Genomic DNA, 16,605 nt, shown 5'->3' with positions numbered 1-16,605 from the left:
AGTCATTTTGAAAAAAAAAGGCGCACTTTTTGTTGCGCCTGGTACTATTTTACTGACCAATAAATGAAAAAATAGATAAATTACTTCACCTTATCTTTTTTAAGATTATAACGATCACGAAATTTTTGAACTCGACCACCAGTATCTACCAATTTTTGTTTCCCAGTATAAAATGGATGGCAGTTTGCGCAGACCTCAATGCTTAAGTCTTGAGCCAAAGTTGAGCGAGTTTCAAAGGCATGGCCACAACTGCAAGTCACAGTAATCGCTTTGTACTCGGGATGAATAGACGTTTTCATAATACCACTCTCTAAGTTAAACAAGTATCGCCACCTGAACGTATGCCAGGCACCATACTCTCATACAGGACGCGCAACATTATCAGATTTTCAATGATAGATCAATTCTCTTGGCAGGCATACAAGCCAGACCTATCTTTTAATCAAATTTCATGTTGTACATCTCGTCATTCTAAATAGAACGTAAGCCGCATGAATAATCTTCTAGGAATAAATAAAATCCGAACCCTATTTTGGAGATTCTTCACTTCGTTCAGAATAACGTTTTCTATGGATTTCCTTACCTATTCGAAGTAGGTTGACTTTGATTTTTCTGTGTAGAAGGTATCAATCGCTCCTCCTCGAAAAAGGTTACCTTTCCTGTTCTTAAATCATGAACACCAGCCACAATACCAATTTGTCCCTTATCGAGCAGATTACGAATAATAGGGCTTTGTTCCCGAATTTGGCGCGCAACATTTAATGCATTATTTTTAGCAATAGCGTCAATTAACTCTGGTTTTGCACAATCACTAATGCCTGTCTCTTTTTCTGTAGGAGCTATAACAGGTTTTATTTTATCAAGCACATGATCCAGATGCCCCAAATTTACATCTTTACACGCTCCAGCTACAGCACCACAAGAAGTATGCCCCAGCACTACAATTAAACGCGAGCCTGCTGCTTTTGTTGCAAACTCCAGACTTCCCAAAATGTCGTCATTTAAAACATTTCCGGCGACCCGCAGGATAAACAGATCAGCAAGTCCCTGGTCAAACAATAACTCAGGCACAGAGCGTGAATCCATGCAATTTAACACCACTGCCCAGGGAAACTGTCCATAAGAAGAACGTTTCGCCTGTGTGAGATAATCACGGCTTAATTTGGTATTACTTAAAAAACGTTGATTCCCCTCTTTCAAACGTTGCAGGGCTTGTTTAGGGGTCATTGATTGTTGCATTGCAGCCGAGGTTGTTTTACCCATGGTTAAGACCTCTTCGGCCGTTTCTGCATAACTTGTAAAAGCAAAGGAGCAAGTTAATAACGCGAATATGCCACTGGCAATCATTTTATACATGTTAGTTATTTCCTTATTTTAATGATAAATTTCGAATAGCTTACCTAATCTGAAATTTCAACCCAAATAGGTGCATGATCAGACGGTCGTTCCCATTTACGAGGGATCTTATCTATTTTTGAGGAGGTGCATAAACAGTTTAATTCGGCACTTAATAAAATATGATCAATGCGTAAACCTCGATTACGCCTGAAGGCACCTGCTCGATAGTCCCACCAAGTAAAAGACTGCTCTTCCTGGGGAAAATTGCGAAAAGTATCCGTTAAACCTAAAGCAAGTAAATCAGCAAAAGCTTGTCTTTCTGCTGGACTTACCATGACGCAATTCTGCCATTCTAATGGATCATGCACGTCTTTGTCCTCGGGCGCAATATTAAAATCTCCCAGAACCACCAGTTTGGGATATAAAGTTAATTGTTGTTTAATAAAGGCTTTTGTTTTTTCCAACCAGGCGAGCTTATAGGAATATTTTTCAGAGGCCAAATCTGAACCATTGGGGACATAAAGATTAACAAAGCGTATATCACCGATAGTTGCAGCTAATACACGTCGCTGAGTATCCTCAAAATCAGGAAGCTCTTTAACAATATCTGAAAGAGGATGCTGACTAACGAGTGCGACGCCGTTATAACTTTTCTGGCCTGTAAAAGCCACATGATAACCTAACTCAGTAAATATATTGACGGGAAAAAGCTCATCAACAAGCTTTGTTTCCTGCATCGCTAAAACATGAATATCGGTCGACTGCAACCAATTTAATACCTGCTCAAGGCGTATTTTAATAGAATTAACATTCCAGCTTGCGATCTTAAGCATACCACTCCCCTGCATATTCAATCATTAATGGCGCATGATCAGACCAACGAGTATCCTGATGTATCGTCGCTTGTACCACATGATTCATTAATCCCGGCGTTATTACTTGATAATCAATTCTCCAACCAACGTTTTTTTCTCTGGCAGTAGGGCTACGATAGGACCACCATGTATATTGCCCCTCTTCCTGATTCACAATGCGAAAGGCATCAATGAAACCCATAGGACCAAAGAGCTGATCCATCCAAGCTCTTTCTTCAGGCAAAAAACCTGAATTTTTTTGATTCCCGCGCCAATTTTTTAAATCAATTTTTTTATGGGCAATGTTATAATCCCCACAAAGGATTAATTCGCGTCCCTCGTTTTTCAAGCTTAGCAAATGTTTGGCAAAACGTTCCAAAAAATCGAATTTAACCGCTTGACGAACCTCACCACTCGTACCAGAAGGCAGATACAGAGAAACCACACTTAGTTTTGGGTAATCGAATTGTAAATAGCGACCTTCATTATCACAATAATCAAAACCTAGCCCTTTTATCACTTTTAAAGGTTTGTGACGCGCGTATATTGCAACGCCACTGTATCCTTTCTTTTGGGCATCGTAATATTCACAAAAATAATTCTCTGGATAAAAAAGTTCATCAGCAATATTGTTCATTTGGGCTTTTGTTTCCTGAATACAAACAAAATCAACCTCTTGCTCAGCCAACCAATCATAAAACCCGTTGCGCGCTGCAGAGCGAATACCATTTGCATTAAAAGTAATTACTTTCACTACTTCACTCAAAAGAAAAAGAGTAGTCACCTTACTGAGACTTTTTTCCAATTACAAGTATTTCATTACAAATTATAAAGCAGTCTGAAGGCTAATTTTGGCCAGTCTTTTTCCTAAACACTTGGCCAGGGAAATCTCATCCTGACTCAAAGGATTATTACTTAAAGCGCCAGCTACATGAGTTACGCCATAAGGTGTGCCACCTGTTTGTGTTTCATTAAGAGCAGGCTCTGTATAAGGCAAGCCAATTATCATCATGCCATGGTGCAGTAAGGGTAGCATCATACTTACTAGCGTCGTTTCCTGACCACCATGCATAGAGGCAGTAGAAGAAAACACACAAGCAGGCTTATCTACTAAATCACCAGCAAGCCATAATGGTGTTGTTGTATCTAAAAAATATTTTAATGGTGATGCCATATTGCCAAACCGGGTAGGGCTGCCAAGTGCTAACCCATGGCAATCACGCAAATCATCTAACGTTGCATAAAGAGCCCCTGTATCAGGAATAGTTTTATCCACCGCTTCACAGGTGGGAGAGACAGGCGGAACCGTACGTAATCGTGCTTCTATCCCTGCAACACTTTCTACACCGCGAGCAATGTATTGGGCAAGTTGAGCAGTAGCTCCATGACGGGAATAATAAAGAACAAGAACATAAGGCTTACTCATGGACAAGCTCCCATATTTTTTCAGGAGGACGTGCAAGAACAATTTTTTCACCTAAAACAGCAATGGGTCTTTGCAAAAGCTGTGGATGGTTTATCACCGCACGCAAAACTGTCCCTTTATCCTCCGCAGATAAATTTAATTCTTTATAGATAGCCTCATTTTTTCGAATTATAGTATCCAGACTTAATTTATCCGCAAACCGTTCCAAGAGTTCGTAGGACAAACCTTGACGCGTATAATCTACCACGGTTATAGGAATAGATGCTTCTTGCAATAATTGCAAGCAAGCACGTGATTTGGAGCAACGTGGGTTATGATAGAGAGTCAACATTTTTTATTCCTTATTTTTCTGAGAGAAAATGTCAACATACCTTGATAAAAATAGCAATCTTAAATAATATTTCCACAGAAAATAAAAATCCAAAGTGAGCATAATTTGCTTGAGTTAGGTGAAAATAAGGTAAAGCCGTTATCAACGAAGATAAATGTATCAGCTGTTTGTTTTCGCAAATTAAAGATAAATGGCAATGCTTAAAGCAAATTAGGAATCTATGTTATGCTGCACCATATAGTTAGATTTACTTATGACCAATTAAGATTTATCTCTCTCGCTCTATTTAACCTATTAAAGGTTGAAATCTTAAAGAGCTCATTTCGTTGATAGAAAGCATAATATTTCTTCCCTTTCTGGCAAGAATTATAATATTAACATTTCAAAAACCTAGCTATTTTGGCTCAGCTTATGCAACATTAAGAATATAACTTTTTATTAGAAGTAATTTAGTGATGAAATAATACAATGACTACTCTTTTCAAGGACTGGAAAACTATCGCTCTCACGAAATTTCATGAAGCCAAACGCTTTGTGTTATTTGTGGTTGAACATTTTATTAAAGACGATTGTACTTATAGAGCATCTGCTCTGGCATTTACCAGTCTACTTGCTGTAGTCCCTTTAATGAGTGTTGGTTTAGCACTGTTGTCCTCCTTTCCCGTGTTTCAAAATTTGTCAGGCCCTGTTCAAGATTTTATTTTTCAAAATTTTGTGCCGGCAACAGGTAAAATTATCCAGGATTACTTACAGCAATTTTCTGCCCAGGTTTCTAAATTATCGATATGGGGCGTTGCCTTTTTATTTGTAACGGCCTTGTTAGTCATGGTGACTATAGAAAAGGCCATGAATAAAATCTGGAAAACCCATACCTCCAGACGCGGTGTTGCTGCATTTTTGCTCTATTGGGCTATTTTATCCCTTGGTCCTGTGCTGCTTGGTTTAAGTCTGGCCGCGAGTTCTTATGTTTTATCCATGCCTATCATTCAAACACATCAAGCGCCACCATTTGTACTTAACAGTGTCCCTTTTTTCCTATCACTGGTTGGCTTTACCTTTTTGTATGTCGTGGTACCCAATTGTCCCGTTAAACTTGTAGATGGTCTTTGGGGTGGAGTGGTCGCGGCTATTTTATTTGAATCAGCCAAACAAGCCTTTGCCTATTATTTAACCCAATACGATACTTATCAATTGTTGTATGGAGCTTTTGCAACCGTTCCTATCTTTTTTGTTTGGGTTTACTGGGTATGGGTGATCACCCTTTTAGGTGCCGAAATCAGTTACGCACTGTCAGTTCATTATAAAAGACGTCCTGGAATTCCGATTGATGGCTTCTCTCATGCATTGCTTTGGTTACATCAACTTTGGCTTGCCCAAAAAGTAGGTCGTGGTTTAAGTCGTGAAGCATTGATTTATTCAAGCTCACAACCTTTCGCGGTCAATGTTGATGATATGATCAATGAATTAATGAATGCCGGGCTAATCCATAGCACTAGCACAGATGAGTTAATGCTTAGTCGCAACTTAAGTCAGGTTAGTCTTTACTGGCTAACCCAACATTTACCCTATCCGCTTCCTACTCATGAAGAGTTAGAAAGGGAGGCGTCACCTCAGTCCACGCCCTGGCGTCAGGTATTAAGCAAAACAGATATTGAGCTGCAGAAAACCCTTTCTTTTAGTTTGACTGAACTTTTTAGCCAAGCCCCCCCTGCAGAGTCGGCTTAAGTTGCAACTGCTCAGAAGAATGGATGTAGCGTGCGCAAATATGTAGTGCCGCTGAAAAATCGTGCAGGATATTTTCTTTTCCTATTAACTCAACAATTCCTGCTTTTTCAAGCTTTACCTGCACCTGAGGATTTACTCCTGTTAACATCACACGAACATCACGCTTATGTAGATTGACTATAACTTCTTCCAGAGTTTGTAAACCAGTGATATCCATGAACGGAACCCATCCTAGGCGAATGATTAAAAATTTAGGTTCGGTATGGGTATTCTCCAACGCACATTCAAATTTTTCAGCCGCACCAAAGAAAAATGGCCCTTCCACGGCATAGACCAAAACCTCTTGCAAAAGCATTGATAACCCCTGCTCCTGAATAACCTGTTGCAGTTCATCTTCTTTCACCGCCTGAACTTCCACACTCCGAGCCATCCGACGTAAAAATTGCACCATGGCCAAAAAGACACCTACATAGACAGCAATGATTAAATCAACACTGATGGTCAAAAAGAAAGTAACCAACAAAATAGCAACATCAGCACGTGGTGCACGTTGAAGCATTTTAATAAAATGTTTCGCTTCGCTCATATTCCAGGCGACAACAAATAAGATTGCGGCCAGAACTGCCAGTGGGACATGAACCGCCAGTGGTGCAAGGCAGAGAATAATTACAAGCAAGGTAATTGTATGCACAATTCCGGCTAAGGGGCTATTACCACCGTTACGAATATTAGTTGCCGTCCTTGCAATGGCTCCTGTTGCAGCAAACCCGCCAAATAATGGGGCTGCGATATTTGCCAAACCTTGACCAATTAATTCTTGATTTGAGTTGTGCTTGGTACCTGCCATGCCGTCAGCGACCACCGCAGATAACAGGGATTCAATGGCTCCAAGCATTGCAATAGCAAACGCAGGCCCCATGAGTTCACTTAAGCGAGCAAGGGTAATCTCTGGCCAATGAAAATTTGGCAACCCTTGGGGAATGCCGCCAAAAGTACTGCCGATTGTAGCAACCCCCTCAAACTGAAAAATAGCTTGCAAACTTGTCGCTACTACTAATGCCACTAAAGGCCCAGGAACACGTTTTAATCGCGGTAATTTGAATGAATATTTTACTAACAGTAAGGATAAAAGAGCTAAAGCTGTCGTTGTCAAACTAAGTTGTGGGAATACCTGCAACAGATGCCACAGTTTTTCATGAAAATGCTCACCGGTTACCACTGGCAAACCAAAAAAGTCTTTCCACTGGCCGACCCAAATAATAACAGCAATGCCTGCAGTAAAACCCACGATAACTGGATCAGGAATGAATTTTATGACTGAGCCAAGCCTTGCAATACCAAGAACAAGCAAAATTATACCTGCCAGGATGGTCGCGATTTGCAGTCCCTCAATACCGTATTTAGCGGTAATCCCTGACAGAATAACGATAAAAGCGCCGGTAGGCCCTGCAATTTGTAAGCGGCTACCCCCAAAGATTGAGACCAATAAGCCTGCCACAATTGCTGTATATAGACCTTGTTCAGGCTTAGCCCCTGAGGCGATGGCAAAGGCCATGGCAAGTGGTAGAGCAACAACACCGACAATAACCCCTGAAATAATATTACGCAACCAATGGTGTCTTTGTAACAATCCGGCACGATAAGCTTCCAATACAGCAATCATGATAGCTCTTTAGGTTTTCAAATATTGCCATTATACCTGAATGCTTAACAGTTTTGCGATAAATATTTACAAAATTTTATAAATTAGCGCATTATGACTAATAATTTCTAATTAACTTTATCAATCGTGCAATATTCGTGCTCTTATTTTAAGCTAGGCTTTGATTTTACAGAGCTACCTACTGTGCAACGCTCCCACCTGGAATCATAAACTCCTTCCTCGCAACCACCAGAAACTTTGTCAAGTTGCTCATTGGATAACCTTTTACCTTTTTTATTTCTCAAGGAGGGTTGTTTAGATTTTTTCATGAAGCGCTCCTGTAATAGAACCACTCTTTGAGTATAGTTCAAAATCAGCTTGATATAAGCTCATAAATCTTTAAGAGACAAATGGATGTGAGGGATAGGTTCTTAAATAAAGAATATAAAAGAGCTAGGTCGTTTTCGACCTAATAGATAAAAATGAATCCACCCTGTCTTTTTGTAGGCAGAGAACCCATTGTATTTTAGGTTAATACGAAAATGAATCTCCGCCTGCGCGGAGATGACAAATTTTTTTGTAAGTTGTATTCAATTAAACAGCAAGAATACTTGGTCTGACGGCTATGAATCAATTTGCACGCATTAAAGCTCAAGCTTGGTTTGTTGGGTCAAAAAAGACCCAAGCTACTTGCTACTTTGGCAACTGAATTTGATTATTTTTTTTTATAAAATATAACGTGTTAAATCATCATCATCGACAAGCTTACCTAAATGTTTGTTAACATAAGCAGCATCAACGTGAACTTTTTCACCTGCTCTGTCCGTGGCTTCAAACGAGACGACTTCCAGTAAGCGCTCCATAACAGTGTATAAACGGCGTGCCCCTATATTTTCCGTACGCTCGTTCACCTTCCAGGCTACCTCAGCAATACGGCGAATACCTGTTTTGTCAAATGTTAATTCTAATCCTTCAGTTGCCATTAAAGCAGCATATTGTTCAGTCAAAGAAGCACTTGGTTCTGTTAATATGCGAACGAAATCTTCAACACTTAATGCTGACAATTCAACCCGAATAGGTAATCGACCTTGCAATTCGGCAATTAAATCTGAGGGTTTCGCCACATGGAACGCCCCGGAAGCAATAAATAAAATATGATCAGAACGAATCATTCCGTATTTAGTGGATACTGTAGTTCCCTCGACCAGCGGTAAAAGATCCCGTTGTACCCCTTCACGTGACACATCGCCGCCTCCACCATGTTCTGCACGCTTGGCTACTTTATCCAATTCATCAATAAAGACAATGCCATTTTGCTCAACATTTTCAATGGCGCGTGTTTTAATATCTTCTTCATTAATTAATTTCGCAGCCTCTTCCTCTCGCAAAATTTTCATAGCTTTGGCAATCGTCAATTTACGTGTCTTGGTACGTCCTGAACCAATTTGTTGAAACATCGATTGTAACTGACTTGTCATTTCTTCCATGCCAGGTGGCGCCATAATCTCAACACCAACTTGTGAAGCAGATACTTCAATTTCAATTTCATTATTGTCAAGAGCACCTTCCCGCAACTGCTTGCGAAAAATTTGACGGGTGGAGGAATCTTTCTCACTTGGAGTTAGTCCTACTCTTGGCGGAGGCAATAAAACATCAAGAACTCGCTCTTCAGCCGCATCCTCTGCTAAATGCTCCACTTTCTTCATCGCTAATTCACGTTCTTGCTTAACAGAAATATCAATTAAATCACGCAAGATTCCCTCAACATCGCGCCCAACATAGCCAACCTCGGTAAATTTAGTGGCTTCTACTTTAAGAAATGGCGCTCCTGCCAGCTTTGCCAGTCTCCTGGCGATCTCGGTTTTACCTACTCCTGTCGGCCCTATCATCAAAATATTTTTGGGCATAATTTCATTGCGCAGCACGGGATCTTTTATTTGCATGCGTCGCCAACGATTCCGAAGCGCAATGGCTACTGCCCGCTTGGCTTCATCCTGACCAATAATATGTTTATCTAATTCTTGTACTATCTCACGAGGAGTCATTATTACTGGAGGAGTTATCATTGCTGTATTATTCACTGTTGCTATCCAATTCTTCTATGGTTAAATTGTGGTTAGTATAAATGCAAATATCGCCTGCAATTGCCAAACTTTTGCGAACAATCTCAATGGCTGATAGTTTTGTATTTTCCATTAGTGCCCGTGCAGCAGATTGTGCGAATGGACCGCCGGAACCAATAGCAATTAATCCTCCCTCAGGTTCAATAACATCACCATTGCCTGTAATAATTAAAGAAGCATTCCTATCAGCAACAGCTAATAAGGCCTCCAAACGGCGTAAAATTTTATCAGTTCGCCAATCTTTAGCAAGTTCAACAGCTGCTCTTACCAAATGCCCTTGATGCATTTCAAGCTTACGTTCAAAGCGTTCGAACAAAGTAAATGCATCCGCAGTGCCACCGGCAAAACCAGCAATGACTTTATCTTTATATAATCTTCTTACTTTACGAGCATTGCCTTTCATCACCGTATTACCCATGGTGACTTGCCCATCCCCTCCAATAACAACTTTATTGCCTCGTCTTACAGAGAGAATCGTTGTACCGCGATATTGTTCCAAAATGTATATTCCTCGATTAAGATAGAATTTGCTGTAGATGGGGATAAGATAAAAGAAATCAATAGACCCCAATAAAATATTATTGCTTTTTATGCGCTTCTTGTTTCACAATCCTGCAACAGTTTTCGCAAATGCCTTTTAATTCAATCGTTTCTTGTCCAAGATGAAATTGATGATCTTGTGCTAATTGCTTTGCCAAAATATGAATTTTACTATCGTAAACCTCCTGCACTTGATAACAGTGGTTACAAACCATCAAAATTTCAGAGGCTAACTGCTTTTCAGGCTCGTGACATAAAGTATAGGATTGAATGGATTCAATTTTATGAGCGACGCCATACTGGGTAAAATAATCAAGTACCCGATAGACTGATGGCGGGGTCGCATTTTGCTTCGTTAGTATTAGTTTTTCCAGGATTTCATAGGCTTTTAATGGTTTTTTACTGTCCCATAGAATAAACAAAATATTTTTGCGTAATGATGTCAATTTAAGATTCATTGAGCCACAGTAAGCAAGAAAAGAAGCTGGATAATTCATGTATTTTCCATGGTACTAAGGAAGACTACCAGTGATAGCTGGATCACTGTCGCTGGTTATTAATAAAAGATACACCATGAAGTAAGGGTTGAATAGCCAAATGTTCAGCAAGAGTTTGGCCAATATCAGCAAAAGTATCGCGTCGGCCTATAAACTGACTCGGACACGGAGGACCAAACATTAATACAGGAATATGCTCTCGAGTATGATCGGAGCCCGGTTGGGTTGGATCGCACCCATGATCCGCTGCAATGACTACAACATCCTCTGCCTGCAACAATTGTAGCAGTTCAGGTAGACGCGCATCAAACTGCTCAAGTGCATGAGCATAGCCTGCCACATCTCGGCGATGACCGTAGGAGGAATCAAAATCAACTAAGTTAGTAAAAATTAAACTGCCTGCAGGCGCTGATTTCATGGTCGTTAATGTCGCATCAAACAATGCCATATTGCCATCAGCCTTGATGGTTTGAGTAATGCCACGATGTGCGAAAATATCGGCTGTTTTGCCAATAGCAATGACTTCCCTGCCCACTCGTTTGAGTTCATCAAGTAAAGTTGGTGCGGGGGGAGGGGTGGCATAATCACGTCGATTTCCAGTTCGTGAAAATGAACCCGGTGCTCCAACAAAAGGTCGAGCAATAACACGCCCTATTTGATATTCATCAACAAGCTCACGGGCAATTTCGCAAACCTCATACAAACGTTGTAAACCAAAATGCTCTTCATGAGCTGCAATTTGAAATACACTGTCCGCTGAGGTATAGACAATAGGTTTGCCTGTTTTGAGATGCTCTTCACCCAACTCTTCAATAATAGTAGTTCCGGAAGCATGTTTCTCGCCGAGAACCCCAGGTAATTGGGCTTTTTTTATCAGTTCATCAATGAGTGTCTCAGGAAAACAGGGTTCCTTATAAGGAAAATATCCCCAATCAAAACAAACAGGTACGCCGGCCAATTCCCAATGACCACTGGGAGTATCTTTACCAAAACTTTGTTCCACTGCATAACCGTAATAGCCTTCTGGTTTGGCAAGTGTGGACAAATCAACTAATGGAATACCTGAGCTGACCACTGCTGCATGGTATAAACCAAGTTTCGCTAAATTAGGAATATGTAAAGCCCCTTGGCGTAAACCGTTCTTATCGGCGCGATTTTCACTGCAGGCAATATGAATATGGCCAAACGTATTCGCCGCTTCATCACCATAGCGGTGTGCATCAAGACTGGCGCCAATACCCAAAGAATCCATTAGTAAAATGCAAGCTCGTCCTGGCATTTTTATTCCTCAACTTGTCTACAACGCGTTTCTTTTAAACCGAATAATACCAACAATGCTAACACTAATCCCAATGGTAAGATTATAGCGGCAAATTGGTAGTCTCCAAGAGAATACACCGGGATATCGTTAACCATATGCATCTCACCATGTCCTATTAATAAAATGCTAAACAGGTTTTGGTAAATGATATAACCACCTTGGGTCAAAATAGACACAACACTCACGGCAGTTGCAGTCATTAATGGTGAGCTACTTTCAGCAACAAGGGCATAACTGATCACTTGCGAGGCCGTAAAAAATCCCAATAAGAAAAATAGAAGATTCATGACTGGCAAAGATACAGGGACATATAAAACAGCCAAAATAGTCACTAAAGAAGCAAGGGCCCCCACTTTCATTGGTAATACACGAAGACCTATTTTATCGGAGCACCACCCCACTACTGGACCGCCTATTATAGCCCCAAGAAATAACATTGTATTGACTATTGCTGCGTCTTCTTTTGCTATTCCTAAGCGTTGAACAAGATAAAGAGAGCCCATCATTGCCCCAAACACGGCGATAGCCATATTCATCAAGCTGGTATACAACGCTGCTCTTAGAGTCTGTGGATTCAAATAAGCTTTTTTAGCAGCAGTCATGATGGAGATTTTTTGACTGATTTTTTCATGAGCAATCTTTGCTTTCTCGATAATACCAAACGACATAAAAACCAACATGGCCGTTCCAAGCCAACCTACCTGCATTAACGCATCACGCCAGCCCACTTGTGCAACTAATTTAGTTAATGGGTATTGTGCTAACATGCCACCAGTCATTGCCATAGTCACAATGACTCCAGTCACCATTGCCATGCGTTGGGGAGGAAACCAGCGAGAAGCAAGACGAATAGGACCTAGAAAACAAAAGGCACTTCCGATCCCTGTAACAAAACGACAAAATAAAGCCAGATAAAAGGAGTGTGCATGGGCCAAAATAAACGTGCTCATGACACAAAGTAGCATGGCAAACAAGATGGTTTTTTTAGTAGAAAAGCGATCAAGAACAAAACCAGCAACAAAAAGAAAAAGAACATTGGATAGATAATAAATACTTGACAGATAGGCCATTTTGTCAGCCTGGACATGGAAATCATGCATGATATTATCGGCAATTGATGCAAACATATTGCCCTGAATGAATTCATAAAAGAAGAATAAAGACGCACTAAAACACACTAGCCAGGGTAACAATGAAGCAGAAACTCCCTCATCTTTATACTCTTCCACTATCTGCATTACAAACTCCTAAATTTTAACGCTTGCAGTAAGTTTCGCGGGTTAATAATACTGCCACTAAGGCGGCGACTGCGGTAAGAGGGAACATCCACATTGCATATTGAAAATCAGCTACCGCATAATTTTGAATGAAAGCACCTGCATGATGTTGCATCAATAAACCAAACAGCACTTGCCCAACCCCAGCACCTCCCATTATTAATACGGAGGCAATCCCCGTCGCAGCGCCAGTATTTTTTAAGGGATTACTTTCTGCAATGAGAGGATAACTAATTACTTGGGTACTCGTGAAAAAACCTAAAGCAAAAAATAAAATGCTTAGCTCTGTCTGTGTTAAAGTAATATTCATGAAAAGAGGGATTACCGTTAGCAGCGTTGCTAGCGCACCAATAACCATTAACGGTTTACGACGTCCCTGTTGATCGGAAAGCCAGCCCACCAATGGGCATCCAATGATACTGCCAATAAATATAAGACTAACCACATTGCTCGCAGCCATTTCCGGCAAGTGATGAACAACCTGCAAATAACTAGCTCCCCATAAGGCACAAAGCACCATAATAGGTAAGTTAAGAAAACAGGTGTAAAATCCGGCAAGCCAATTTTGCCTATTGCGGAGGGCTTGCAAAAAACCTGGGATAACAGGAGTTCGTTCTACGTTTTTTTGTGACTCAATCTGGCCGGGAGTATCATGAACAATATAGTAAATCCAGAACAACAATACGGCGCCAACAACCCCGTCTATAAATAAAGAACGACGCCAACCGTAATATTCATTTAAATGAGCAAAGGGAGTATGTGCCATCATTCCCCCTAAAAACGCCATTGTAACTAAAGAGCCTATTACTAATGCCTGGCGATGAGGGGGGAACCACCGGGACACTAAAACAACACAGGACAGAAAACAAAATGCATTGCCGATTCCTGAAAGAAAATGAAAGAAACAGGCTAAGGTAAACGAATTGGTAATAGCAAAGCCCAAAGTGCCAATGACGCAAACTAACATTGCAACCAAAATAACCTTGCGCGTAGAAAAACGATCCAGGATTATTCCAGCAGGCAATAGAAATAAAATATCAGCCCAAAGATAAGTACTTGACATCCAGCTCAGCTGAGCAGCATTCAGGTGAAAATCATCACGTAGCGGCTGATTGATTACATCAAAGATGTTCAGCTGAAAAAATTCATAGAAAAAAAACAATCCTGCAGATAGACATACTACCCATGCCATCATGTTACTGCGAAGTAAACCTACTTCGAAATCCACAGCGACAGAATCAGACAACGTTACTCCTTAAGCAAGGCCCCTGCAAACTGCGGCGGATTATAACAAAAATCGTACTGAATTGGTACCTTTATTGCACAATTTAGCAAAATTATTTTGCTGCTTTCTTTAAAGTCACGCTGATGGCAAAGAGAAACCTTGTCACAGATTACAATTCTAATGTTTGAAATTCGTTTAAAAAATTCCGATATACGCTATAGTGTATATTTTCGCTAAAATTTAAGATAAGGATAATCACCATGATTCCTGTGAAAGGTTATGCTGCCTCTGCTGCAAAAGCTCCTTTAAAGCCCTATTCCTTCGAGCGACGAGACGTGGGTGATAATGATGTCTTAATTGATATTCATTATTGCGGTATTTGTCATTCGGATATTCACCAGGTTCGTGATGAATGGGGAGGGGCTCTTTTCCCCATGGTGCCGGGGCATGAAATCACTGGTGTAGTCACCAAAGTAGGTAAAAATGTTAACAATTTTAAATCCGGCGACCATGTTGGCATAGGTTGTATTGTGGACTCTTGTCGCCATTGCCATAGTTGTGAAGAAGGACTCGAGCAGTATTGTGCTGAAGGTTTAACCCCTACTTACAATGGTATGGAGCGTGACGGCAGCCGTCTCACCCAAGGTGGATATTCAACGCAGATTGTTGTTAATCAAGATTATGTTTTGCGTCTCCCAGATCACTTGCCGCTGGATGCCACTGCCCCACTTCTCTGTGCAGGCATTACACTTTATTCACCTCTTAATCATTGGAAAGCAGGCCCAGGCAAAAAAGTGGCCATTGTAGGTTTAGGGGGCTTGGGTCATATGGGGGTAAAAATTGCCCATGCCATGGGTGCTGATGTGACTGTCTTAAGTCATTCCAATAGAAAACAGGAAGATAGTAAACGCTTGGGTGCTAATCATTTTTATGCGACCTCCGACACAACCACCTTTCAAAAATTGGCGGACAGTTTTGATTTAATTATCTGCACCGTCTCTACGGGCATTGATTGGAATCAATATTTGGCGTTGTTGAAGCGTGATGGCACGATGGTTGTCGTGGGTGTACCCGATGATAATGTGCCCGTTAATGCCGTGCCACTTATTTTTGGCCGCCGTAGTCTGGCAGGTTCCTTAATCGGTGGTATTCAGGAAACACAAGAAATGCTGGATTTTTGTGGTAAACATAACATCACAGCAGATATTGAATTGATTCCTATTCAAAAAGTCAATGAGGCTTATGAACGCGTCTTAAAGAGTGATGTCCGTTATCGTTTTGTTATTGATATCGCTTCTTTAGAAAACTGAAGGCTCTTTAATTCCCTACGTACTGCGGCTTGTTCCGCATCAGCTATGAGTTTATAAGCCAAGCTAACATCCGGCAAATATGCCGCAGTATCTAGGAATAGAGAGCTCTTTAACTCTCTTTTTGCCCCTAACAATTACAAATTTTGCCAATATATTTCCTTTATACTATTTTAAGAGTAATCAAGCTAAGCACATTACTATGAAGGGTGCTACTGTATTAAAGAGCCGATGACAAGTCCGCAGCGATTAATGCAAAAGAGCATTGCGTAGCTTATGCGGTAAAGACTGCATTACTTTTTCACTTAAATCCCGTTCAAGCTTTTTGTTAAGAAATTTAATACAATCTCTAACTGATTCTTTAATGTCAACATTTAAGTTATTCAACTCTTTCATCATCGGTTCAATGAATTCATCAAATGTTCTAGCCTCATCAATCTCATGAGAGGGATCCCAACCGTCGTAGTATAACCCCTTTAACACAAGTGGAAATTGTGCAGCCAAATGGGCAGAAACGTCTAAAGGTAATTTATCTCTCAAATGATGCAAAACCACCCGCAATACTGAATAACTCTGGGATTCATCACGAAAATTACCAAATTCCTTAAATTCATTTAACCATTTATAAGTTGTATTAAGAGAAGATTCTATAGAGGAGACTTGCATAATAACCTCCTTTTATGTCTAAAAATTCAAACTATCCATTATCTTTTATAAGTATAGCATTTATGCCCATCACCTATCATTAAACGTCATCTCTTGCGTTCTCTACACCACATGCCCTGGCACAATTTGCACAACAATAGTAATCCTTTCCAGCTTCAATACCATGGCCAATAATGCGACATGAACAATGTTTACAGGTTGGAGCAAGTTTTTGAATTGCACATTCAAAAGAATCAAAAAAATAGCTGTTCCCCTTTTGTATTACTTCAAAACAATTATCATAACTGTTACCGCAAACACTGCATTTTTCCATATGCATAGCTCTTGTCCTAA

At 40.5% G+C, this 16,605-nt stretch carries 18 protein-coding genes; 2 read left to right on the top strand and 16 right to left on the bottom strand.

Going from position 1 to position 16,605, the window contains the following annotated elements; translation table 11 throughout:
• Nucleotides 1-80: 80 nt before the first annotated feature.
• The 6 genes from rpmE to clem_RS02160 form a co-directional block, all read right to left on the bottom strand.
• Nucleotides 81-299 carry a 50S ribosomal protein L31 gene (rpmE, locus tag clem_RS02185; protein ID WP_094090117.1) on the bottom strand — a complete coding sequence of 73 codons (219 nt, stop codon included), beginning with the start codon at nucleotides 297-299 and terminating at the stop codon, nucleotides 81-83.
• Between the two features lie 280 nt (nucleotides 300-579).
• On the bottom strand, nucleotides 580-1,356 hold the full coding sequence (locus tag clem_RS02180; RefSeq protein ID WP_232505528.1) for a carbonic anhydrase: 777 nt from the start codon (nucleotides 1,354-1,356) through the stop codon (nucleotides 580-582).
• Between the two features lie 44 nt (nucleotides 1,357-1,400).
• Entirely contained in the window at nucleotides 1,401-2,171 is a 771-nt protein-coding gene (xth, locus tag clem_RS02175) for an exodeoxyribonuclease III (RefSeq protein ID WP_094090116.1), read from the bottom strand.
• Nucleotides 2,164-2,946, bottom strand: a complete 783-nt coding sequence (locus tag clem_RS02170) for an exodeoxyribonuclease III (protein ID WP_094092243.1) — start codon at nucleotides 2,944-2,946, stop codon at nucleotides 2,164-2,166. Before clem_RS02170 ends, xth begins: the two co-directional genes overlap by 8 nt.
• Nucleotides 2,947-3,018: 72 nt before the next feature.
• Nucleotides 3,019-3,618 (bottom strand): NAD(P)H:quinone oxidoreductase, encoded by a 600-nt coding sequence (wrbA, locus tag clem_RS02165; RefSeq protein ID WP_094090115.1) that lies wholly within the window; start codon nucleotides 3,616-3,618, stop codon nucleotides 3,019-3,021.
• On the bottom strand, nucleotides 3,611-3,949 hold the full coding sequence (locus clem_RS02160; RefSeq protein WP_094090114.1) for an ArsC/Spx/MgsR family protein: 339 nt from the start codon (nucleotides 3,947-3,949) through the stop codon (nucleotides 3,611-3,613). The genes wrbA and clem_RS02160 overlap by 8 nt, the downstream gene beginning before the upstream one ends.
• Before the next feature lie 468 nt (nucleotides 3,950-4,417).
• Here clem_RS02160 and clem_RS02155 point away from each other — a divergent pair, with 468 nt between their 5' ends.
• Entirely contained in the window at nucleotides 4,418-5,674 is a 1,257-nt protein-coding gene (locus clem_RS02155; RefSeq protein WP_094090113.1) for a YihY family inner membrane protein, read from the top strand.
• On the opposite strand, the gene clem_RS02150 is transcribed toward clem_RS02155, so the two are convergent.
• From clem_RS02150 to clem_RS02120, 8 genes are all read right to left on the bottom strand, one after another.
• A complete protein-coding gene (locus clem_RS02150; RefSeq protein ID WP_094090112.1) occupies nucleotides 5,643-7,337 on the bottom strand; it encodes a SulP family inorganic anion transporter in 1,695 nt (564 codons plus the stop codon). The two genes, clem_RS02155 and clem_RS02150, sit on opposite strands and share 32 nt — an antisense overlap.
• Nucleotides 7,338-7,480: 143 nt before the next feature.
• The gene (locus clem_RS14740; protein ID WP_157698154.1) at nucleotides 7,481-7,645 is read right to left on the bottom strand and encodes a hypothetical protein; all 165 of its coding nucleotides are present in this window, start codon (nucleotides 7,643-7,645) and stop codon (nucleotides 7,481-7,483) included.
• Between the two features lie 396 nt (nucleotides 7,646-8,041).
• Nucleotides 8,042-9,382: an ATP-dependent protease ATPase subunit HslU gene (gene hslU / locus clem_RS02145; protein ID WP_232505637.1), complete on the bottom strand. Its 1,341-nt coding sequence runs from the start codon at nucleotides 9,380-9,382 to the stop codon at nucleotides 8,042-8,044.
• Nucleotides 9,383-9,389: 7 nt separating this feature from the next.
• Nucleotides 9,390-9,938, bottom strand: a complete 549-nt coding sequence (gene hslV, locus clem_RS02140) for an ATP-dependent protease subunit HslV (protein WP_094090111.1) — start codon at nucleotides 9,936-9,938, stop codon at nucleotides 9,390-9,392.
• Between the two features lie 79 nt (nucleotides 9,939-10,017).
• On the bottom strand, nucleotides 10,018-10,476 hold the full coding sequence (locus clem_RS02135) for a Fur family transcriptional regulator (protein ID WP_094090110.1): 459 nt from the start codon (nucleotides 10,474-10,476) through the stop codon (nucleotides 10,018-10,020).
• A gap of 43 nt (nucleotides 10,477-10,519) precedes the next feature.
• Entirely contained in the window at nucleotides 10,520-11,755 is a 1,236-nt protein-coding gene (locus clem_RS02130; protein WP_094090109.1) for a phosphopentomutase, read from the bottom strand.
• A 2-nt stretch (nucleotides 11,756-11,757) separates the two neighbouring features.
• Nucleotides 11,758-13,035 (bottom strand): MFS transporter, encoded by a 1,278-nt coding sequence (locus clem_RS02125; RefSeq protein WP_094090108.1) that lies wholly within the window; start codon nucleotides 13,033-13,035, stop codon nucleotides 11,758-11,760.
• Nucleotides 13,036-13,051: 16 nt separating this feature from the next.
• Entirely contained in the window at nucleotides 13,052-14,320 is a 1,269-nt protein-coding gene (locus clem_RS02120; protein WP_232505527.1) for an MFS transporter, read from the bottom strand.
• Nucleotides 14,321-14,559: 239 nt separating this feature from the next.
• On the opposite strand from clem_RS02120, the gene clem_RS02115 reads away from it, so the two are divergent.
• Nucleotides 14,560-15,609: an NAD(P)-dependent alcohol dehydrogenase gene (locus clem_RS02115; protein WP_094090107.1), complete on the top strand. Its 1,050-nt coding sequence runs from the start codon at nucleotides 14,560-14,562 to the stop codon at nucleotides 15,607-15,609.
• Nucleotides 15,610-15,855: 246 nt separating this feature from the next.
• On the opposite strand, the gene clem_RS02110 is transcribed toward clem_RS02115, so the two are convergent.
• Together clem_RS02110 and clem_RS02105 are read right to left on the bottom strand one after the other, a co-directional pair.
• The gene (locus clem_RS02110; RefSeq protein WP_094090106.1) at nucleotides 15,856-16,272 is read right to left on the bottom strand and encodes a DUF2267 domain-containing protein; all 417 of its coding nucleotides are present in this window, start codon (nucleotides 16,270-16,272) and stop codon (nucleotides 15,856-15,858) included.
• A gap of 79 nt (nucleotides 16,273-16,351) precedes the next feature.
• A complete protein-coding gene (locus clem_RS02105; protein WP_232505526.1) occupies nucleotides 16,352-16,591 on the bottom strand; it encodes a hypothetical protein in 240 nt (79 codons plus the stop codon).
• Between the last annotated feature and the right edge of the window lie 14 nt (nucleotides 16,592-16,605).

The sequence above is a fragment of the Legionella clemsonensis genome, assembly GCF_002240035.1.
Classification (GTDB): domain Bacteria; phylum Pseudomonadota; class Gammaproteobacteria; order Legionellales; family Legionellaceae; genus Tatlockia; species Tatlockia clemsonensis.
Note: the sequence above shows the minus strand (reverse complement) of the source record. Positions and strands in the feature narration are given on the sequence as shown.